This is a genomic window from Amnibacterium sp., assembly GCF_036559085.1.
Lineage (GTDB): Bacteria > Actinomycetota > Actinomycetes > Actinomycetales > Microbacteriaceae > Amnibacterium.
This window is the reverse complement of record NZ_DATBTU010000070.1, coordinates 39154-59400: the sequence shown is the minus strand read 5'-3', so window position 1 is coordinate 59400 and position 20247 is coordinate 39154. Positions and strand designations below refer to the sequence as shown.

Sequence of the window (20247 nt, the reverse complement as noted above, 5' to 3'; positions counted from 1 at the left end):
TCGCCGTTACAACCATGTTTCGGCGGTGCCGTCCGACGATCGCGGGCGCCGCGGCGGGGCGGGTCGCGGCGGGGCGGCCCGCCTTGCAGACTGGTCGGATGCTCGGGCGGGCCCTCGCGATCGTGGTGACGGCGGGTGCTGCGATCGCGGCGCTCGCCGGGCCGAGCGCTGCCCCCGCACCGGCCGTCCACGGTGCCGACGTGTCGTTCCCGCAGTGCCCCGTCTTCCCCGGGCAGCCGCTCGCGCTGCCGAACGCGACGGACTTCGCCGTCGTCGGTGTGAACGACGGGGTCGCGACCGAGACGAACGGCTGCCTCGAGGTGGAGCTCGCCTGGGCTGCCGCGTCGGCGGGCGCCGGCAGCACGGAGCTCTACGTCAACACCGCGGATCCGGGCACGGCGTCCGCCCGCTGGCCCCGGGCGGACGTGCTCGGCAGCGCGGACCCCTACGGCCCGTGCGCCGCGGGGAGCCCGGGACCGGCGTGCGCCTACGCCTACGGCTGGAGCCTGGCCGCCGCCGACCTCGACCGCGTCCCGAGCGGCACCGGGCGCCGCTGGTGGCTGGACGTCGAGGCCGCGAACACCTGGACCGGCACTCGCGCCGCGAACCGCGCGGTGCTCGAGGGCATGACCGCCGCGTTCCAGGCGGCCGGCGATCGCGTCGGCCTCTACGCGAACCGACAGGACTGGGCGGCCCTCATCGGCCGGGTGCCGGGCTCCAGCCCCCTGTGGGCCCTGCCGACCTGGCTCGCCGGCGCCACCACCGAGCAGGGCGCCGCCGAGAACTGCACGCACGCGACCCTCACGGGCGGCGGCCGCGTCGCGCTGTCGCAGTGGCACGGGCTCGACCCGGTCGACCTGGACCTCGCCTGCCCCGTCCGGCCGTGACGGTGCCGGCTTACGACGCCGTGGTGCTCGCGGGCGGACGGGCCACACGGCTCGGCGGCATCGACAAGACGGCGCTGGGGCCGGCCGGCGACACCCTGCTCGACCGCGCGCTGCGCAGCGTCGAGCACGCGTCCCGCCGCATCCTCGTGGCCGGCCCGGAGCTGCCGGCGCCCCCGGGCGTGCTCCGCGCCACCGAATCCCCCCGGTACGGCGGCCCGGTCGCTGCGCTCGCGGCCGCCCTGCGCGTCCCCGGCGAGGGCGAGGCCCTGGTCGTCGTGCTCGCCGCGGACCTGCCGGCCGTGGAGCGCGCGCTGCCCGCGGTGCTCGCCGCGGTCGACGAGGCGGCGCCGGCGGACGGCTGGATCGGGGTGGATCCGGACGGACGGGACCAGCCGCTCCTTGCGGTCTACCGGCGCGGACCACTCGCCGCCGCGGTCGACGGCGTGCCGCGCAGCGGCGCGGGCGCGCCGCTGCGCCGGGTGCTCGCGGGCCTGCGACTCATCCGCGTGCCGCTGGCCGTCGGCCTCGCCGCCGACGTCGACACCCCTGCCGACGCCGCCCGGGCCGGCCTCGATCGGGCCGGGCCGGGGACCTGCTGACCTCGGGATTCACAGCGCAACCCCCTTCCGCCGGGGCGGGAGCACGTGCTCCGATGGTCGCGAGCGGTTCACCCGGCGCAACGGAGCGGCGGGGAGGCCGTGGGCGCGGCCACCGCTCGACATGGGAAGCAGGTGGGCGGCCATGATGCAGTGGAACGCGATCATCCTCGCCGGCGGGCGCTCCGTGCGCCTCGGCGGCATCGACAAGTGCGCCATCGAGGTGCGCGGCCGGCGGTTGCTCGACGCGGCGCTCGCCGCGACCGAGGGCGCCGCGGCGCGCGTGATCGTCGGCCCCGAGCGGCGCTGGGCCCGCGACGTGCCCCGGGTGCTCGAGGAACCCCGCTACGGCGGCACGCAGGTCGCGGTCGACGCGGGCCTCCGGGCGCTGGCGGACACGCCGGAGCAGCTCACCGCGGTGCTCGCGGCCGACCAGCCGAGGGTGGACGACGCGCTCGCCGAGCTCATGAAGGAGGTGCGGCCGCAGGCGCCCGTCGACGGCTGGGTCGCCATGGACTACGGCGGCAACCGGCATCCGCTGCTCGCGGTCTACCGGACCGAGGCGTTGCGCCACGCGCTCGCCGCGGAGCTCGCCGAGGCCGGCCGGCTCGGGCGCCGGATGCAGGGGCTGCTCCCCAGGCTCGCCATGCGGCCGGTGCAGCTGCTCGGCTACCTGTGCGCGGACATCGACACCGAGGTGGAGCTGATCGAGCACGGCGTCGACCCCGAGCGGGTGCTGCCGAAGGAGCGTCTCCGCCAGACCTGGTGACCGTCACGGCTGTCGGGTGACGCCCAGCAGAGGCTCGGCCGACTTCCTTGCGCGAGTGCAACGATCTTCCCCGGTCCGGGATCCGGACGGCTCGACGGGGAGGTCGGCATGGGCTTCGTGCAGGAGATGCGGACGAACGGGAACGGGCTGCTCTGGCGGGCGTCCGCGGTGGCGGCGATCGGCGGCCTGCTCTTCGGCTACGACACCGGCGTCGTCTCGGGCGCGATCCTCTACATCCAGAAGGACCTGCACGCGAACAGCACCGAGCAGGAGTGGATCATCGCCGTGCTGCTGCTCGGCGCGATGCTCGGGGCGATCATCTCCGGCTGGACCGCCGACCGGTTCAGCCGGAAGTGGACGAAGGTGGTGTCCGGCTCCGTCTACGTGATCGGCGCCATCGGCTGCGCGCTGTCGTTCTCCGTCCCGATGCTGATGGGCTTCCGGTTCCTGCTCGGGCTCGCGGTCGGGGCGGCCTCCTTCGTGTCGCCGCTCTACATCTCCGAGGTGGCCCCGCCGAAGGCCCGCGGCGGCCTCGTGTCCTTCAACCAGCTCGCCGTGACCTCCGGCATCCTTCTCTCCTACCTCGTCGACTTCGCGTTCCAGAACGTGCCCGGCACCTGGCGGTGGATGCTCGGCCTCGCCGCGATCCCCGGCCTCGCGCTGGCGATCGGCATGCTGACCGTCCCGCACACGCCCCGCTGGCTGGTTCAGCGCGGCCGGAACGACGAGGCCAGGGGCGTGCTCGAGCGCCTGCGCAGCAACGACGACGACGCGGACGTCGACGGCGAGCTGCAGGAGATCGAGGACGTCAGCAAGCAGGAGAAGAACACGCGGCTGCGCGACCTGCTGTCGCGCACGGTCCGGCCGCTGCTGCTGATCGGCGTGGCGCTCGCCGCCTTCCAGCAGCTCGTCGGCGTGAACACCGTCATCTACTACGCGCCGACCATCCTGAAGAGCACCGGGCTGACGAACAACGGCTCGGTGGCGCAGACGGTGTTCGTCGGCGTCACGAACGTGGTCTTCACGGTGCTCGCCGTGCTGCTGGTCGACCGCGTCGGCCGGCGCCCGCTCCTGCTCACCGGCACCGCGGGCCTGACGGTCGCGCTCGCCCTGCTCGGGCTCTACTTCCTGGTCCCCGCCGTCCAGCACGGCGCGCCCTGGCTGGCGCTGGTCGCCCTGCTGCTGTTCATGGCGAGCTTCGCGATCGGGCTCGGGCCGGTGTTCTGGCTGATGATCTCGGAGATCTTCCCGATCGGGATCAAGAGCAAGGCCATGTCCGTCTCGACGGTCGTGAACTGGCTCGCGAACTTCGTCGTCGCGGGCACGTTCCTGACCGTCACGCACGCGATCACCCAGCAGGGGACGTTCTTCCTCTACACCGGGATCGGGGTCGTCGCCTTCCTGTTCTTCGCCCGGAAGGTGCCGGAGACGGCGAACCGCAGCCTCGAGGACATCCAGGAGGAGCTCACCGGCGACCGCGGCGAGCGGCAGGAGGCCCGCCAGTCCGCCTGACTCAGGCGGGCGACCGCTCCGGCTCCCGCTCCGGCGCCTGCGCGCGCCCGGCGCCGCGCATCGACACGCTCTTCGGCAGGGTGAAGACGAGCAGGAACGCGACGACGGCGAACACCGCGCTCATCCCGAGCGCCGACGCGGCCGCGGTGCCGAAGGCGTTCGCCAGCTCGTCCGGCGTGGGCCTGTGCCCGGTCGGGATGTGCAGGGTGCCGAAGAAGATCGAGCCGATCACGGCGATGCCGATCGCCGAGCCGATCCGCTGCATCGTCGAGATGACGCCGCTCGCCGCGCCCGCCTCCGACGGGTCGACGGTGGCGACGATGAACTGCGCGTTCGGGGCGATGAAGAGCCCGCTGCCGAGGCCGGCGACGAGCAGGGGCCCGAGCAGCTCCCAGTTCGTGAGGTCGGGCGTCGGCACGAGGAGCAGCACGAGCCAGACCGCGATCAGGCCGAGGGCGACGAGGCCCGCGCCGATCACGAGCACCCGGCGACCGATCGAGGCGGCCAGCCGGCCGCTCTGGGAGGCGCCGATGATGCTGCCGATCGCGAACGGGATGGAGACGAGCCCGGACTCGAGCGCGGTGTGCCCGAGGCCCGCCTGCCAGAGCAGCGAGATCGAGAAGAAGATGCTGACGAACGCGGCGAAGTAGACGAGCGCGAGCACCGTGCCGGCGGTGAACGCGAGGTGGCTGTAGAGGTGCGGCGGCACGAGCACGGACCTGCCGCGCTTCGCGGTGCGGATCTCCCAGAGCCCGAACAGCACGATGAGCACGACGCCGGCGGCGAGCGAGACGAACGTCCAGGCCGGCCAGCCCTGGTCCTGGCCCTCGATCAGCGGCACGAGGATCGCGGTGAGGCCCGCGGCGACGAGCAGGAGCCCGACGAGGTCGACGCCGCCGCGGGTGTCCCGCTCCCCCACGTTGTTCGGCACGAGGAACACCGTCGCGATCAGCGCCACGATGCCGATCGGCAGGTTCACCGCGAACACCAGGCGCCAGCCGTTCTCCTCGCCGAAGGCCTGGATGAGGAGCCCGCCGACGAGCGGGCCGAGGGCTGAGGCGACGCCGATCACGGCGCCGAGGATGGCGAACGCCCTGCCGCGCACCCGGCCGGTGAAGAGGATCTGGATGTAGGCGGTCACCGCGGGCAGGTAGATGCCGCCGGCGAGCCCCTGCACGACGCGGGCGACGATCAGCTGCATGTCGTTCTGCGCGAGGCCGCAGGCGACGCTCGCGGCGGTGAAGAGCGCGAGCCCGCTGAAGAACACCCACTTGTGGCCCAACCGGTCGCCGATGCGGCCGGCCGGGATGAGGGCGAGCCCGAAGGCGAGCGAGTAGCCCGAGATCACCCACGAGAGCGTCGACTCCGACGCGTTCAGGCTCGTCCGGATGGTGGGCAGCGCGACGTTGACGATCGTCGCGTCGAGCAGCGACATCGAGATGCCCACGAGCAGCACCGCGAGGGCGCGCCAGGCGCGGGCGGGTTCGATCGTGATCGCACCGGTGGGGACATCGCTCACGGCAGGGCCTTTCGGGACGGTGGCTCCGGGCCGGCCCGGTGGCAGGTCCCAGCGACGGCGAACCCGTGCCGTCCGGCGCGGTATTCCCACCCTCCCCGGTTCTCGGCGGGCGTTCAGCGTCCGGGGACGTCGCCGGTGCTCCGGCAGACTGGTCCCGTCCCATCCGCCCGCTGCCTCAGGAGCTCCCATGGCCGAACCGGCCGCCGCACGCGTCGCCGTCTACATCGACTTCGACAACATCGTCATCGGGCGCTACGACCAGGTGCACGGACGCAACAGCTATCACCGGGACCGGGCGAGGGCCGCGGACACCGGGGGCGCCGCCGAGGCCGAGTTCGACCAGCGGCTCCAGCAGGCCACCGTCGACCTCGGCGCGATCATCGACTTCGCCTCGTCGTTCGGCACGCTCGTGCTCACCCGCGCCTACGCGGACTGGTCCGCGGCCGTCAACGCGGCGTACAGGGACCAGCTCGTGGGTCGCGCCGTCGACCTCGTGCAGCTGTTCCCGGCGGCCGCCTACGCGAAGAACGGCGCGGACATCCGCCTCGCGGTCGACGCGGTGGAGGACATGTTCCGGCTGCCCGACCTCACCCACGTCGTGATCGTCGCCGGTGACTCCGACTACATCGCACTCGCGCAGCGCTGCAAGCGGCTCGGCCGCTACGTGGTGGGCATCGGGGTCGCCGGCTCCACGAGCCGCTCGCTCGGCGCCGCGTGCGACGAGCTCGTCACCTACGACGCCCTGCCGGGCGTCCCCGTGCCCGCGCCGTCGGAGGAGGGCGGGGGCGACCAGCGCCGCGGGCGCCGCTCCGGCCGCCGCTCGAGCAAGCGCACGCCCTCGGCCGACGAGACGCTGCCGGAGTCCCCCGAGTCGGCCGAGCAGAACGACGACGACGACATCGACGAGGACCCGCAGGGTGCCGCGACCGACCTGCTGCAGCGGGCCCTGCGGCTCGGCCAGGAGAAGGACGACGCCGACTGGCTGCACAACTCGGCGGTGAAGACGCAGATGAAGCGGATGGATCCGTCCTTCTCCGAGCGCGCGCTCGGGTTCCGCTCGTTCTCCGACTTCCTGCGCTCCCGCGGCGACCTCGTCGAGCTCGACGAGAGCAGCACCGCCCGCCTCGTGCGCCTGGCGGACCCCGAGCGCCGCGGCTGACCCCGCGGATCCGTCCAGCGCCTCCTCACCCGCCGCTCCTAGCGTCGGATCGCTCCAGCGGGCCGGACGGGAGGCGCGGATGGCGAGACGGGACCTGGCTCCGCGCCTGCTCGACGCGACGGTGCACCGGTTCGAGCCGCTCGCGCCCGACTGGCTGGTGCGCGTGGTCGCGCCCAAGCAGGCGCCGGTGCCCTGGCCCGACATGGTGCGCGTGGCGGTGTCGGTCACGGTGCCGCTGGCCGCCGGGATGCTCGCCGGCCAGGGCGGGATCGGGTCCTTCGCGGCGATGGGCGCCCTGCTCGGCGCGTTCGGCGACGCGGGCGGGCCGTTCGGCCGGCGCTTCCGGCGCGCCCTGATCGGGCTCGGCTGCGCCCTCGTCGGCCTGCTCGCTGGGCGACTGCTGCTCACCGACAGCCTCACCGCCGTGCCGGTCGCCGCCGCGTTCGGCGTGCTCTCGGCGCTGCTGTCGGGGATCAGCGCGGAGTTCTCCTTCGGTGGGCTGCAGTTGCTCGTCTACCTCGCCATCGCCGCGGGGCCCGCCCACGCCGCGCCGCTGGCGGTCCTCGTCGCCGGGATCGTCGCCGGTGCCGCCTGGTCGATGCTGCTGTCGTTCGTGCAGACGCTCGTCGTGCCCGTCGAGGACCGGCCGCCGCTCGCCGTGGCTGCGGTGCTCTCCGAGCTCATCGCGCTGCTGACCATGCTCAGCGCGGAGGGATCGCGCGACGCGGACGAGGTGCGGACGGCTCGGCGGCGCATCTCGATCGCGGTGGGCAACGCCTACGACGTCATCGCGTCGGCGCGCGCGAGAGCGCCGGGTCGCCGGCGGGACCTGAGACGGCTCACCGGTGTGCTCGCCGCCGTGACGCAGCTCGCCGCCGTCGCGGCGGATGCGGCGCGGGGCGACGCCGGGGAGGTCGCTGCGGCGATCCCCGAGATCCGGGCTCTGCGGGACCGCGTGGCACGTCGGCGTCGGCGCCGTCGCCTGCACGCCGCCCCGCCCGCCCGGACGGGGCGCACCGGCAGCGCCCTCGCCAAAGCGATGGAGCAGCTGGAGAAGGCCGGCGGCGAGGGCGACGCCCGCATCCCGGGCTCCGCCCGCAAGCGCCTCCGCGACGACCTGGCCGAGGCCCTCACCGGTCGCCGGACCTGGCTCTTCGCGGCACGCCTCGGCCTCACGCTCGCGGCGGCCGAGCTCGTGACGCTGCTGCTGCCGCTCGACCGCCCCTACTGGCTGCTGCTCACCACTGCGGTCGTGCTGAAGCCCGACTTCGGCTCCGTGTTCGCGCGCGGCCTGCAGCGCACCCTCGGCACCCTGCTGGGCGTGCTGATCGGCGCCGGCGTGCTGCTCGTCGTGCCGCGCGGACCGCTCCTGCTGATCCCGGTGGCGCTCTTCGCGCTGCTGTTCCCGTTCGGCGCGAGCCGTAACTTCGGGATGCTGTCGACCTTCCTCACGCCGCTGGTGCTGCTGCTCGTCGAGTTCGGCGGCGCGCCCACCGCGGGTGCCGCGCTCGGGCGCCTGCTCGACACGGTGCTCGGCGCCGTCGTCGTGCTGCTCGTCGGGTACCTGCCCTGGCCGGAGACCTGGCGGCTCGACATCGAGGGCAAGGCGGCCGCGGCGCTCGACGGGCTCGCCGACTACGCGGCCGTCGCGCTCACCGATCCCCCGCCCGTCGTCGCGCCGGCCCGGCGCCACGCCTACAGCGCCCTCGCCGACGTCCGGTCGGAGCTGCAGAGCGCGCTCGCCGAACCCACCCCGCGGGCCCGGGCCGCATCCGCGTGGTACCCGATGGTCACGCAGCTGGAGCGGATCGCCGACGACGTCCGGGACGCGTCGATCCTCGATCGGCGGGTCAGCGACGAGCAGCTGGACGGGGTCGCCGAGCCCGTCGTCACCGGCCTCCGTGACCTCGCCGCCGCGGTCCGCGAGCATCGTGCGCCCGGCGAGTCGCCGCTGCCCGAGACGGGGATCCTGGGCCCGGCGGAGTCGGCCGTCGCCGGCGTCCGCCGCCTCATCACCGGCCTCGCGCCCTGACAGCCCGCCTGCTCGGGGCGGTTTCGGGCGGATGCGGGCGTCATCGGACGCCCGTTCTGCCCGAAGTGACCCGTCGCCCGGCTGGCCCGGATCGGGTGAGCCGCACGCCCGCATTCCCGACCGATCATCAGGTGGCGTCCAGTCCACGTGCGGCGGCACCCCGATTGAATCGGGGCGTCCCTTGCGCGCCCGGTGCACCCGCCGGCGCGGCGCCTGGGACGGAAGGTGGTCCGCATGCCCGCGGCTCGGTTCCCGGCGGGGACGACGTTCGACGACCGATACCGCATCGGCGACCTCCTCGGCCGTGGCGGCATGGCGGACGTCTGGCGCGCCACCGACCTCGACACCGGCTCGGAGGTGGCGGTCAAGCTCTTCCGTGACGGGATCGCCGCGGGCCTCGACCCCGAGCGCGCCGCCCGCGAGACGGCCGCCTGCCAGGGGCTCACGCATCCCGCGATCGTCGAAGTGCTGGGCAGCGGCGGCGCGGAGGGCGATCAGCCCTACCTCGTGCTCGAGCTGGTCGAGGGCGGCGACCTCGGTGCGCTGCTCGCCGACGGCCCCCTGCCCGCCGATGCGGTGCGCGAGATCGCGGCGGACGTCGCCGACGCGCTCGCGGCGCTGCACGGCCGGCGCCTCGTGCACCGCGACGTGAAGCCCGGGAACATCCTCGTGGTCGACCGCCCCGGACCCGTCGCGGCGAAGCTCACCGACTTCGGGATCGTGGCCGCGCTCGACGGCACCCGCCTCACCGCGACCGACGCGATCCTCGGCACCGCCGCGTACCTCAGCCCCGAGCAGGTGCGCGGCGACGGCGTCGGTACCGCGAGCGACGTCTACTCGCTCGGCCTCGTGCTGCTCGAGGCGCTCACCGGCACCCGCGCGTTCCCCGGCGGCCTCGCCGAGTCCGCCGTCGCCCGGCTGAACCGGCCCCCTCGCCTCCCCGCGGACGCCTCCCCCGCGCTCGCCTCGCTGCTCGCCGCGATGACCGCGCTCGACCCGGCCCAGCGCCCCGCCGCCGCCGAGGTCGCCACGCGCCTCCGATCCCTCGCCGGCGCCATGACCGGAGAGGCGGATGCGACCGGCCGGATGGCCGTGATCGCGTCGGCGCCGCCCGCCCGGCCACCCGCTCCGGCGCGCCTCGCCGCCGCTGCGGCCGCCGTGGCGCTCGTGCTCGGCACCGGCGTGGCCCTGCTCGCCGACGGCGGAGCGCTCACCTCCGCGCCGGTCGCCGCAGACGTGAAGGCGCCGTCGGGAGTGCGGGCCGTTCCGCTCCCGCATCCGACGATCACGCCCTCCACGACGCCCGGTCCCGCGCCTTCGGCGCTGCGCGCGGTGGCGGCCGTCAGCATCAGCACGCATGCGCCGAGCGCGCCGGCCCCCGCGCCGCACACCTCGCGCGTCACCCACCCGACGTCCGCGCCGCACCATGCCGCCCCGGCCCCCAGGGCCGCGCCGAAGCACCACGGCCCGCACCACGCGAAGCCGCACCACGCGGCGAAGGCGGAGCATGGGGCCGGTGCGCAGCACCCGCACGGCAAGGGCGGGCACGGCAAGGGCGGCGGGCACGGCGGAGGCCACGGTAAGGGCGGCGGACACGGTGGCGGCGGCGGACACGGCAAGAACTAGGCCCGGCTCCTCCCGCACGCCCACCTGGCACTGATCCCGCGGTCAGGGCCGTCGGGTAGACCGGGTGCCCGTGACGGACGCACTCGGATCGACGGCCGGAGACGTCGTCGGGGGCCGGTACCGCCTCGACGCCGTGCTCGGACGGGGCGGCATGGCCGTCGTCTGGCGTGCCACCGACCTGAAGCTCGACCGCGCCGTCGCTGTCAAGGTGTTCCGCTCGGAGCTCGCCGAGGCCATCGATCCCCAGCGCACCGCACGCGAGACGCACCTGCTCGCCGGCGTCGACCATCCGGCCGTCGTCGGGGCGCTCGACGCGTCCACCGGCGACGCCCCCGTCACCTACCTCGTGATGGAGCTGGTCGAGGGGTCCGACCTGAAGACGCTGCTGACGAGCGGCGCCCTCGACGTCGACCGCACCCGCCGCATCCTCGCGGACGTCGCCGGCGCCCTCGCCGTGCTGCACAGCCGCGGCGTCGTGCACCGCGACGTCAAGCCGGCGAACATCCTCGTCGTCGACGAGCGCGAGCGGCACCGCACCGGCATCACCGCGAAGCTGACCGACTTCGGCATCGCCCAGGCGGTGGACGGCACCCGCATCACCTCCTCGGACCTCATCCTCGGCACGGCCGCCTACCTCAGCCCGGAGCAGGTGCGTGGCGAGGCGATCGGGCCCGCCAGCGACGTCTACAGCGCCGGACTCGTGCTGGCGGAGTGCCTGAGCGGCTGCCGGGCGTTCCCCGGGGCGCCGGCGGAGGCGGCGGTCGCGCGCCTGCACGCCGCGCCGCCGGTGCCGCCCGAGGCCTCCCCCGAGCTCGCCGCGCTGCTCACCGCGATGACCGCGCTCGACCCCGCCGATCGGCCGTCCGCCTCGGCGGTCGCGGCGACGCTCCGCGACCTCGCCGGCGCCATGACCGCACCCGACGCCGAGGAGACGGCCCGCGTGCCCCGGCCCGCCCCGTCGATGCTCGCCGCCGCCGCGGCCGTCCCCGCGGTCGCCGAGGTCCCCGCCGCCCCGTTCGAGGACGCCGTCGCGATCGACGACGGAGGGCTCTCCGGCGGCATCCCGTTCGGTGACGACCCGGACGACGACGACCTGGACGACGATCCGGCCCGCGCGCGCCGCCCGCTGCTCGTCCCCGCGATCGCTGCGCTGACCATCGGGCTGCTCGGCGGCGTGGGCGCGCTGCTCTCCGCGCCCCTCCTGTTCGGCGGCAGCCCGACCGCCCACCACGCCGCAGCCCCGGCGGGATCCGGCGCGGCCGTGCCGCCGGGCGACGCGGTGTCCGCCGACAGCCCGGCCCCCGGGCCGCCCTCGGCCGGGTCGGCGCCGTCGCGGCTGCTGAAGGCGACCCACGTCGCTGTGCCCGGCTCCGCCCCCGTTGCCGGAACTTCCGGCGGCAGCGCCTCGGGAACGACCCGCTCGACCAGCGGGAGCGGTGCCTCCTCGGGCTCGAGCGCTGCATCGGGCTCCGGTTCCGGCGCGTCCGCGTCGGCGTCCAGCAGGCCGTCGGCGTCGGCGTCGGCCTCCGCCTCGTCGTCGGCGACCCCGTCCCCGACGGACCCGCCCACCTCGAGCGCGCCGCCGAGCCCGGCGCCGTCACCGAGCGCGACGGACACCGCTGCGCCGACGCCGTCGGACACCCCGACCGCCACGCCGTCCGGCACCCCGGCGCCCACCGCATCCGCGCCGAGCACCGCGGCACCGACGGCGACGCCGAACGCGACCGGCTCGCCGGCCGCCTGACCGATCAGGCGCGGCCCACCGGCGGCGCCGGGTCCCCCTCGATCGCCTCGGCGCCCTCGAGCAGCGCCGGCGCGGCGGCGAGCACCGCGGGCCGGGTGACGGCGAGCACGATCGTGTAGGCGACCCCGACCAGGATCAGCAGCACCGACAGCTCCGGCATGATCGCGAACGCGCCCGCCTGCCCGAGCCGCAGGTTGCCCCACACCGGGATGAGCAGCACGAGGACGCCGAGGATCGGCACCGCGACCCAGAGCACCGGGTTCTTCCGCACGCCCCGCCGCCGCAGGCGGAAGAACTGCACGACGAGGGCGACGTTCGTCACGAGGTACATGATGACGACGCCGAAGATCCCGAGCGTCGGCAGCACGCTGCCCGCATCCGCCGGGTCGGCGAACTGCATGATGCAGCCGAGCACGATGCTGGGCGCGACGAACCAGATCGCCGCGACCCACGGCGTCCCGAAGCGCGGATGCGTGTGATCCAGCGCGCGCGGCCAGAGCCGCCCGCGGGCGCCGGCGAACAGCACCCTGGCGGTCTGCGTGTTCGCGGAGATGTACGACGAGGTGAGGCTGATCAGGAAGATCGCGACGAGGAACGGCACCGCGAACGCGCTCGACACGTGCAGGAACCGGACGGTCGCGGTCGCGAACGGGTTCGGGTCCTTCGCGAAGTCGGCGACGCGGCTGACGCCGAACGCGGAGACGACCGCGTAGGAGCCGATCACGTACAGGAAGCCGGAGATGAGCACGGCACCGACGAGCCCGATCGGGACGTTGCGCCGCGGGTTCGCGGTCTCCTCAGCGAGCGGGGCGGACGCCTCGAAGCCGCCGAAGGCGACGACCGCGAGCCCGAAGGTGATGAAGATGTTCGACGCCTCCGTGCCGGTCGGCCAGGAGAACGGGGCCGTGGACAGCCCCTCCGCCCCGCCCTGCGCGAGGACGGCGAAGCTGATGGTCAGCAGCACCACGACCTCGATCACGTAGAGCACGACGGTGACGCGCACGCCGAACTGCAGTCCGATGATCACCGGCACCGTGACGATCGCCCCGTAGACGATCGTGACCACGACGGTGAGGAGGTTCACGCCGGGGCCGCTCGAGGTCACGCCGAACACGTTCGCGACGATGTACTGGCCCGCGAAGATGTAGATCCCCGCGAAGGTGATCATGTAGCCGAGGATCGTGATCACGCCGACGGCGGTGGCGACGCGGACCCCGAGCGAGCGGCTGATGTAGGTGACGAACGACCCGGCGCTCGGGTAGACGCTCGAGAACTGGGCGAGGCTCAGGGCGGTGGCGAGCATCCCGACCATCGAGATCAGGAACACGAGCGGCACGGACGGGCCCGCGAGGGACGCCATGACCGCGGTGGTGAAGAACAGGTTGAAGGCGGGCGCGATCTGCGCCACGCCCGGCATCAGCACCCCGAGGGCGCCGAGCTTCTTGGTGGGGACGAGCGTCTCGCCGTCGTCGGCGAGCGCGGGTGCGGTCATGGTGCGGTTCCTTGTCGTGGGTGTGGTGGTCAGTGGCGCCGGAGGAAGTCGAGGAAGGCGGCGTTGAAGTCGTCCGGGTGCTCCCAGACGCAGCCGTGGCCGCCCGCGACCGTGCGCCACTCGGCGTCCGGCACCAGGCCGGCGAGCTCGTGCGAGAGCGCGGTGGGGATGAGGATGTCCTGCTCGCCGGCGAGCACGAGGGTCGGCACGGTGATCGCCCCGAGCCGGTCGGTCGTGTCGTGCGCCTGGATGACGGCGAGCTGCGCGAGGTAGGCCGGGACCGGCATGGTCATGTACCGCATCCCGGTCTCGAACTCGGCGAGCTCGTCCTCGCGGGTGCGGAAGAAGTCGAGGGTGAACGCCCAGAGCGTCACGTCGCGCATCACGAACGGCACGCCGAGCACCGGTGCGGTGTCGGCCCACATCGCGAACATCCGCGAGCAGAAGGGGCCGGGTGCCGCATAGGTGCAGGCGAAGGTGACGGATGCGAGGTCGGACGGGTGCTTGAGGGCGTACTCCTGCGCGATCATGCCGCCCATCGAGACGCCCATGAGGTGGAACCGCTCGATGCCGAGCGCGTCGACGAGGGCCTTCGCGTCGTCGGCGAGCAGCTCCGACGTGTACGGGCCGGCGGGCTTGTCGGTGGCGCCGACGCCCCGGTTGTCGAAGGTGAGCACGCGGTAGCCCGCCTCGAGCAAGGCGGGCGTCTGGTAGGCCCAGGTCTCCTTCTCGTCGGCGAGCCCGTTGATCAGGACGACCGTCTCCGCGCCCTCCCCCTCGAGCGTGTAGGCGATGTCGATGCCGTTCGCGGCGATGGTGGGCATGGGGGCTCCGGGTTCTCGGTGGGGTCGGGCTGGTCGGTCGTCGGCAGGGTGCGGTCGTGGAGGGAGCGCAGCAGTCCCTCGGTGAGGCCGAAGTGCGCGCGGGCGAGCCGGGCGGCGTCCTCCGGTCGGCGCTGCAGCACCGCGTCGGCGAGCGCGCGGTGCTGCTCGACGGCCGCGGCGCGGATCTCCTCGGAGTACGGCTCGCCGGAGAAGCCGAGGGTCACGTGCTGCCGCAGCCGGAGCGACAGCTCCGCGAGCTGCGCGTTGTGGGCGGCCGCCGCGATCGCCTGGTGCAGCTCCGTGTCGGCGATGCGCGAGGCGTCGCGGTCCGCGGCCTGCTCGTAGGCGGCGACGGCGCGGCGGATGCGGGCCTCGTCGCCCGCGTCGGCCCGCTCGGCGGCGGCGTGGGCGATCGCCTGCTCGATGATGGCCCGGCAGTCGATGGTCTCCTGCAGCGTGCCCCAGCTGTCGCCGAGCGCGCGGCGCACCATCGAGTCGGACGAGGCAGCCCACTGCTGCACCACGAAGGTGCCGCCGGTGCGGCCGCGGCGCACCTCCACGTAGCCGAGCGCGACGAGGCGGGCGATGGCCTGCCGCACCGTGTTCTGGCTCACCTCGAGGCTGTCGGCGAGCTCCGCGAGGCTCGGCAGGCGCTGCCCGACGACGAACTGGCCGAGCGCGAACGCGGTCACGAACCGGTCCGCGATGCGGACCGCGGCGGTCTCCGCGATCAGCGGGCGGAGCGCCGAGGCCGCGGGAACGGGGACCGCGACGGGAGCCGCGGGGACGGACGTCGTGCTCACGTGGCGTCGAACCAGGTGAGCAGCAGCCGGGCGATCGTCGAGGCCGACGCGAGCACGCTCTCGAGCTCGACGGCCTCGTCCACGCCGTGGATGTTCCGCACGCGGGGCCCGTAGGCGGCCGCCGGCACGCCGAATCGGTTCACGTAGTAGCGCGCGTCCGTGGTCGAGGCGATCGTCGTGAGCGCGGCCGGCTCGCCGTGCGCGTCGCGGTGCGCCGCAGCGAGGGCGGCGACGATCGGCGCGGCCGGGTCCTGCGCGTAGCGCTCGGCGCGGAAGCCGGCGGCCTTCACCTCGGGCGGGTTGTCGCCGAGCCATGGATGCCCGGACGTCGCGGTGCGGACGGCCGCGCCGATCCGCTCCACCGCCTCGTCGCTGCTCCACTGCCCCGGATGCCCGACGCGGACGCAGAGGCGCCCCGCCTCCGGCGCGCTGGACGGCCAGAGGCCGGACTCGAACCGCCCGACGTTCACGGTGTACGGGCGGTCGATCGCCGCGAACGCCGGGTCGGGGTCCGCTGCATGCATCGCGTTCATGGCGTCCTCGAGATCGGCGAGCGCGTCGATCACGAGCGGCGCGAGCAGGATCGGGTTGGTCGCAGGGTCCGCTGCTCCCGCGCGGCCCGCGAGGCCGTGCACGACCACGTCGACCCACACCATGCCGATGCCGCCGAGCACGACCTCGAGGTCGGTCGGCACCAGCAGCAGCGCGGCGTCGGCGAGCACGCCGGCGCGGCTCGCCGCCAGCGTGCCGTTGCCGGTGGCCTCGGCCTCGATGACCGACACCAGCGTGAGGTCGCCGGTCAGCCAGCCCGGCCGGACGGCGTCCAGGGCCTCGATCGCGAGCAGCCCCGCGACGAATCCGCACTTCATGTCGCCCGCCCCGCGGCCGATCATCCAGCCGTCCTTCACCACGCCGGCGAACGGCGGCACCGACCAGCGCCCCGCGTCCTCGACCGGCACGACGTCGATGTACCCGTTCAGCAGCAGGCTGCGGCGGCCGCCGGCGGCCGGTGTCCCGCGGCGCCGCGCGACGAGGTCGTAGCGCCCCTCGTACGGCATCTGCTGCACGCCCGCGAGTGGATCATCCGCGATGTCGAGGGGCAGCTCCAGGCGCTCGACCGCGAAGCCCGCCTCGCCGAGGGCGAGGGCCAGGACCTCCTGCGCGCCGGCCTCCCTGCCGATCGTGGACGGCGACCGGACGAGGTCGATGAGCAGGTGCACGCCGTCCTGCGCGCGCTCGCGGATCGCCGCATCGATGTCCTGCATCTCGCCCCTGATCACCATCGACCCGGAAAACCACCACCGGGTGATGGTTTGACCGTAGTGCCCAGCGGATGCTCAGGGGAAGGGCCTCTTGCCCCGCTTCCTGGAATCCACGGCACCCGTCAGTCGAGGATCGCCAGCCGGGCGCGGAGCACGGTGTAGACGCCGGAGCCGATCCACCCGAGGCCGATGATCACGAGCAGCACCGCGCCGAATGGCAGGGCCGCGAACGTCTTCAGGGCGCCGTCGAGACCGGACGCCTTCTGCGGGTCGGCGGTGAACGCGGCGACCACGAACAGCACCCCGACGACCCCGATGGCGATGCCGCGCGCGGCGTAGCCGACCTGCCCGAGCGCGACGGTCGCGCGGCCGGCGGTGCCGCTCGGCACCCGGATGGACTCGACGAACTTCTTGGCGATGCCGCGGTGGATCAGGAAGACGCCGAGCACGACCACGCCGAGGCCGACGATCCCGAGCAGGACGGGGCCGCCGGGCAGCCTGAGGAGGTCGGCGCTGCCCTTCTGGGTGCTGTGCGTCGAGCTGCTGGTGCCGCCCCTCGCGAAGGTGAGCGCGGTGAACCCGATCGCGAGGTAGACGACGCCCTTGCCCCAGTCGCGGATGCGGTGGCCCCACTCGGACCTCGTGTCCTTCCCGGTCGCGAGCGCGCCCGACACGACGAGCCAGAGGGCGAGCGCGAACGAGCCGATGGTCACGATCCACAGCACGACCGGGCCCCCGGGGGCGTGTGCGAGGTCGCCGAGCGCGCCGGACTGGTCCGCGGAGGCCTTCGAATGGTGCAGCGCGATCTCGATCGCGATCACGCCGACGAGCACCTGGACGAGGCCGCTGGCGACGAAACCGGCGCGCGCGGAGATCCGGAAGACCGGGTTCCTCGTCGCCTTCCGGGCATGCCGCTTCGCATCCCGGCCCATCTGCTGCGCCGTCATCGGTACTCCCGTCGTCGGGGGTCTGTCTACCGCTTGGGCGGGCCAGGCGGAAGGAGCGCGGCCGCGACCAGGGAAGACTTGGTGGCATGCTGACCGAAGCCGAGGCGGACGAGCTCCGCGCCTCCTGCACGCGATTCCTGGGCGGCCACGGGCCGGTGCGCGCCGCCGACCTGCTCGCCACGATCCCGCCCGACACGGTCGTCGATCGGTACGGCGACGGCGGCGTCGTCACGGACCTCGAGGCGGAGGTCGCAGCGCTGCTGGGCAAGGAGGCCGCCGTCTTCCTGCCGAGCGGGGTGATGGCGCAGCAGGTCGTGCTGCGGGTGCACGCGGAGCGGCGGGGGCGGCGCACCGTGCTCCACCACCCGATGTGCCACCTCGAGCAGCACGAGGGGCGGGCGCTCGAGCGCCTGCAGGGGCTGCTCGGGCGGCCGGTCGGCGAGGCGCACCGGCTGCTCGTCGCCGCGGACCTCGAGGCCGTGGCCGAGCCGCCTGCCGCGCTGCTGATCGAGCTGCCGCAGCGCGACCTCGGCGGTGCGCAGCCCGATCTCGACGACGTGGCCGCGCAGGTCGCGTGGGCGCACGCCCACGGCGCGGCGGCGCACCTCGACGGCGCCCGGCTGTGGGAGTCGTCGGCCGGATACGGGGTGCCGCCGGCCGAGATCGCCGCGCTCTTCGACACCGTCTACGTGTCGTTCTACAAGGGCATCGGTGCGCTCGCCGGCTGCTGCGTCGCCGGCGACGCCGACGTCATCGCGGAGGTGCGCGAGTGGCGCAGGCGGATGGGCGGCACCCTCTTCGGGCTCTGGCCGCTCGCCGCATCCGCTCACTCGCTGCTCGCCGAGCGGCTGTCACGGATGCCGCGGTACCTCGAGCACACCCGGGCGATCGCGGCGGCGCTCGCCGGGACGCCCGGCGTGCGGGTGGTGCCGGATCCGCCGCAGACGCCGATGCTGCACGTGCTGCTCGAGATCGACGAGGTCACTGTGGACGTCAACGTGCGCCGGCTCGCGGCCGACGGGATCTGGAGCCTCCGCGGCGCCTCCCCCACCGCCGACCCGGCCGTGCTGCGGTTCGAGCTCGCGCTCGGTGACGCCACTCTCGCCTTCACCCCCGAGGAGGCCGCGGCCGTGATCGCCGGTCTCATCCGTCCCGTCTGAGCGCTCGGACCGGTCAGCCGAGCTCGGCGCGTCGGCGCTCGAGGAAGGCGCGCTCGGCGGCGTTCGACACCGCCGCGAGGGCCTCGTCGTAGGCGGCCCGCGCCGCAGCGTCGCGTCCCGCCCGCCTGAGGAGGTCGGCGCGGGTCGCCGCGAGCTGGTAGCCGAGCCGCCGGTCGCGCTCGAGGGGCGCGAGCAGGGCGAGGCCCGCGTCCGGCCCGTCGGCGAGGCTCACCGCGACCGCCCGCGCCAGCTCCACGAAGGGCGAGGGCGTGAGCCGCGCGAGCCGCCCGTAGAGCGCCGCGATCGCGGCCCGATCCGTCAGCGCGTCGGCGGGCGCCCGGTCGTGCTCGAACGCGATGCGGGCCTGCAGCGTGTACGGGCCGTCGGACGCCGGATCGAGCGCGGCGAGCAGCGCGCTGCCCTCGGCGATCCGCTCCCGGTCCCAGCGCGAGCGGTCCTGCTCGTCGAGCGGCACCGGTACGCCGTCGGCGCCGGTGCGGGCCGGCCGCCGGGCGTCGTGCAGCAGCTCGAGTGCGAGCAGGCCGCGCACCTCGGGCTCCCGCGGGAGCAGGGCCGCGACGAGCCGGGTGAGGCGGATCGCCTCCTCGCTGAGCGGCGGCCGCACGACCTCCTCGCCCTCGTGCGGCGCGTAGCCCTCGGTGAAGAGCAGGTAGAGCACCGCGAGCACCCCGGTGAGGCGTTCCGGCAGCGCATCCGCCTCGGGCACCACGTACGGGATGCCGGCGTGATCGATCTTCGCCCTGGCCCGCACCAGCCGCTTCGCCATCGCCGCCTCGGAGGCGCCGAACGCCCGGCCGATCTCGGCGACGGTGAGGCCGCAGAGGGTGCGGAGCGTGAGCGCCACCCGCGCCTCGAGCGGGAGGGCCGGGTGGCAGCAGGTGAAGACGAGCCGAAGCCGGTCGTCCTCGATCTCCGCTGCCGGCTCCGGGTCGTGCTGCATCGCGAGCACCTCCTCGAGCTTGCGGGCCTCGACGGCCGATCGACGCAGCCGGTCGAGGGCCCGGTTCCGGGCCGTGGTGGTGAGCCAGGCGCCCGGCGACGCCGGCACGCCGTCGAGCGGCCAGCGGCGTGCCGCGGCGGCGAAGGCGTCCTGCACGCAGTCCTCGGCGAGCGCCCAGTCGCCGGTGATGCGGATGAGGCCGGCGACGACCTTCCCCCACTCGGCCCGGAACACGGTCCGGATCGCCGCGTCGACGTCCTCGCTCACGTCCACACCAGGGGGCGGATCTCGATCACGCCGAAGCCGAGCGTCGGATGCGGGCGGGCGATCGCGATCGCGTCGTCGAGGTGCTCGGCCGCGATGAGGTCGTAGCCGGCGATCGCGTCGGTGAGCTCGGCGGCGTCCCCGCGCGCGACGGTCGTCTCGCCGTCGTGGATCCGCACGCTCGCCGCGGTGTCGTCGCTCGTCTCCTCGAGGCGGGCACCGGCGAGCACCGAGGCCTGGACGCGCGGATCCGCGAGCCACTCGGGCAGCGACTTGGTCGGCGCGCGTGTCGCCGGCCGTTCGGCCGGCAGCGCGTGCAGCAGCAGGTACCGGCGGCCGGTGGGCGCGGGCTGCGTCGCCGGCGCGTCGTCCTCCTCGTCGAGCAGCGCGCGCAGCTCGACCACGCCCTCCGCGACCGGTGGATGGGCGGTCACGGCCTGGATCGCCCCGTCCAGCCCCTCGGCCACGATCACCTCGGCGGCGATCACCGGTTCGGCCAGGTCCGCGAAGGGGCCGTCCGTGATGGTGCGGCCGCCGTCGCGGAGCGTGGTGGCGTCCGCGGGGCCGTGCAGGCGGAACGCCGTGTCGGGCGCGGGCCCTGCCGGGTCGGCGCGGACGAGGAGCAGATAGGACACGGTCATATCGAACCGACGATCGGCCCCCGACGGAAAGGACGTTTCGGGACGGATC

General features: G+C 74.6%; 17 protein-coding genes. 9 read left to right on the top strand and 8 right to left on the bottom strand.

The annotated features are described in order from the left end of the window. Positions 1-98 precede the first annotated feature (98 nt). The 4 genes from VIG76_RS12820 (at position 99) to VIG76_RS12805 (ending at position 3764) form a co-directional block, all read left to right on the top strand. Positions 99-887 (top strand): glycoside hydrolase family 25 domain-containing protein, encoded by a 789-nt coding sequence (locus tag VIG76_RS12820; protein ID WP_331954754.1) that lies wholly within the window; start codon positions 99-101, stop codon positions 885-887. Further along, positions 884-1486 carry a molybdenum cofactor guanylyltransferase gene (mobA, locus tag VIG76_RS12815; RefSeq protein ID WP_331954752.1) on the top strand — a complete coding sequence of 201 codons (603 nt, stop codon included), beginning with the start codon at positions 884-886 and terminating at the stop codon, positions 1484-1486. The genes VIG76_RS12820 and mobA (VIG76_RS12815) overlap by 4 nt, the downstream gene beginning before the upstream one ends. 142 nt (positions 1487-1628) lie before the next feature. Further along, positions 1629-2252: a molybdenum cofactor guanylyltransferase gene (gene mobA, locus VIG76_RS12810; RefSeq protein WP_331954750.1), complete on the top strand. Its 624-nt coding sequence runs from the start codon at positions 1629-1631 to the stop codon at positions 2250-2252. 108 nt (positions 2253-2360) lie between these two features. Then, positions 2361-3764: a sugar porter family MFS transporter gene (locus VIG76_RS12805; protein ID WP_331954748.1), complete on the top strand. Its 1404-nt coding sequence runs from the start codon at positions 2361-2363 to the stop codon at positions 3762-3764. A 1-nt stretch (position 3765) separates the two neighbouring features. Here the strand turns inward: VIG76_RS12805 and VIG76_RS12800 are convergent, their stop codons facing one another. After that, positions 3766-5283: an MFS transporter gene (locus tag VIG76_RS12800; protein WP_331954746.1), complete on the bottom strand. Its 1518-nt coding sequence runs from the start codon at positions 5281-5283 to the stop codon at positions 3766-3768. Positions 5284-5470: 187 nt separating this feature from the next. Between VIG76_RS12800 and VIG76_RS12795 the strand changes: the two genes are divergently transcribed. The 4 genes from VIG76_RS12795 to VIG76_RS12780 all read left to right on the top strand — a co-directional run bounded on the left by VIG76_RS12795 (position 5471) and on the right by VIG76_RS12780 (position 11844). Further along, positions 5471-6442, top strand: a complete 972-nt coding sequence (locus VIG76_RS12795) for an NYN domain-containing protein (protein WP_331954744.1) — start codon at positions 5471-5473, stop codon at positions 6440-6442. A gap of 79 nt (positions 6443-6521) precedes the next feature. Next, a complete protein-coding gene (locus VIG76_RS12790) occupies positions 6522-8474 on the top strand; it encodes an FUSC family protein (protein ID WP_331954742.1) in 1953 nt (650 codons plus the stop codon). A gap of 234 nt (positions 8475-8708) precedes the next feature. Further along, complete coding sequence (locus tag VIG76_RS12785) at positions 8709-10100, top strand: serine/threonine-protein kinase (protein ID WP_331954740.1); 1392 nt, start codon at positions 8709-8711, stop codon at positions 10098-10100. Between the two features lie 70 nt (positions 10101-10170). Beyond that, positions 10171-11844, top strand: a complete 1674-nt coding sequence (locus VIG76_RS12780; RefSeq protein ID WP_331954738.1) for a serine/threonine-protein kinase — start codon at positions 10171-10173, stop codon at positions 11842-11844. A gap of 4 nt (positions 11845-11848) precedes the next feature. On the opposite strand, the gene VIG76_RS12775 is transcribed toward VIG76_RS12780, so the two are convergent. The 5 genes from VIG76_RS12775 to VIG76_RS12755 all read right to left on the bottom strand — a co-directional run bounded on the left by VIG76_RS12775 (position 11849) and on the right by VIG76_RS12755 (position 17172). After that, entirely contained in the window at positions 11849-13336 is a 1488-nt protein-coding gene (locus tag VIG76_RS12775; RefSeq protein WP_331954736.1) for an APC family permease, read from the bottom strand. A 29-nt stretch (positions 13337-13365) separates the two neighbouring features. After that, on the bottom strand, positions 13366-14160 hold the full coding sequence (locus VIG76_RS12770; protein WP_331954734.1) for an alpha/beta fold hydrolase: 795 nt from the start codon (positions 14158-14160) through the stop codon (positions 13366-13368). Further along, on the bottom strand, positions 14085-14963 hold the full coding sequence (locus VIG76_RS12765) for a FadR/GntR family transcriptional regulator (protein ID WP_331954732.1): 879 nt from the start codon (positions 14961-14963) through the stop codon (positions 14085-14087). Before VIG76_RS12765 ends, VIG76_RS12770 begins: the two co-directional genes overlap by 76 nt. After that, positions 14960-16228: a M20/M25/M40 family metallo-hydrolase gene (locus VIG76_RS12760; protein ID WP_331954730.1), complete on the bottom strand. Its 1269-nt coding sequence runs from the start codon at positions 16226-16228 to the stop codon at positions 14960-14962. Before VIG76_RS12760 ends, VIG76_RS12765 begins: the two co-directional genes overlap by 4 nt. A 119-nt stretch (positions 16229-16347) precedes the next feature. Further along, on the bottom strand, positions 16348-17172 hold the full coding sequence (locus VIG76_RS12755; protein ID WP_331954728.1) for a DUF1206 domain-containing protein: 825 nt from the start codon (positions 17170-17172) through the stop codon (positions 16348-16350). An 86-nt stretch (positions 17173-17258) separates the two neighbouring features. Here VIG76_RS12755 and VIG76_RS12750 point away from each other — a divergent pair, with 86 nt between their 5' ends. Further along, positions 17259-18332 (top strand): threonine aldolase family protein, encoded by a 1074-nt coding sequence (locus VIG76_RS12750; RefSeq protein WP_331954726.1) that lies wholly within the window; start codon positions 17259-17261, stop codon positions 18330-18332. A 13-nt stretch (positions 18333-18345) separates the two neighbouring features. Here the strand turns inward: VIG76_RS12750 and VIG76_RS12745 are convergent, their stop codons facing one another. Next, positions 18346-19560, bottom strand: coding sequence for an RNA polymerase sigma factor (locus VIG76_RS12745; protein WP_331954724.1), 1215 nt, complete (start codon positions 19558-19560; stop codon positions 18346-18348). Further along, positions 19557-20192, bottom strand: a complete 636-nt coding sequence (locus VIG76_RS12740; RefSeq protein ID WP_331954722.1) for a YciI family protein — start codon at positions 20190-20192, stop codon at positions 19557-19559. Before VIG76_RS12740 ends, VIG76_RS12745 begins: the two co-directional genes overlap by 4 nt. Between the last annotated feature and the right edge of the window lie 55 nt (positions 20193-20247).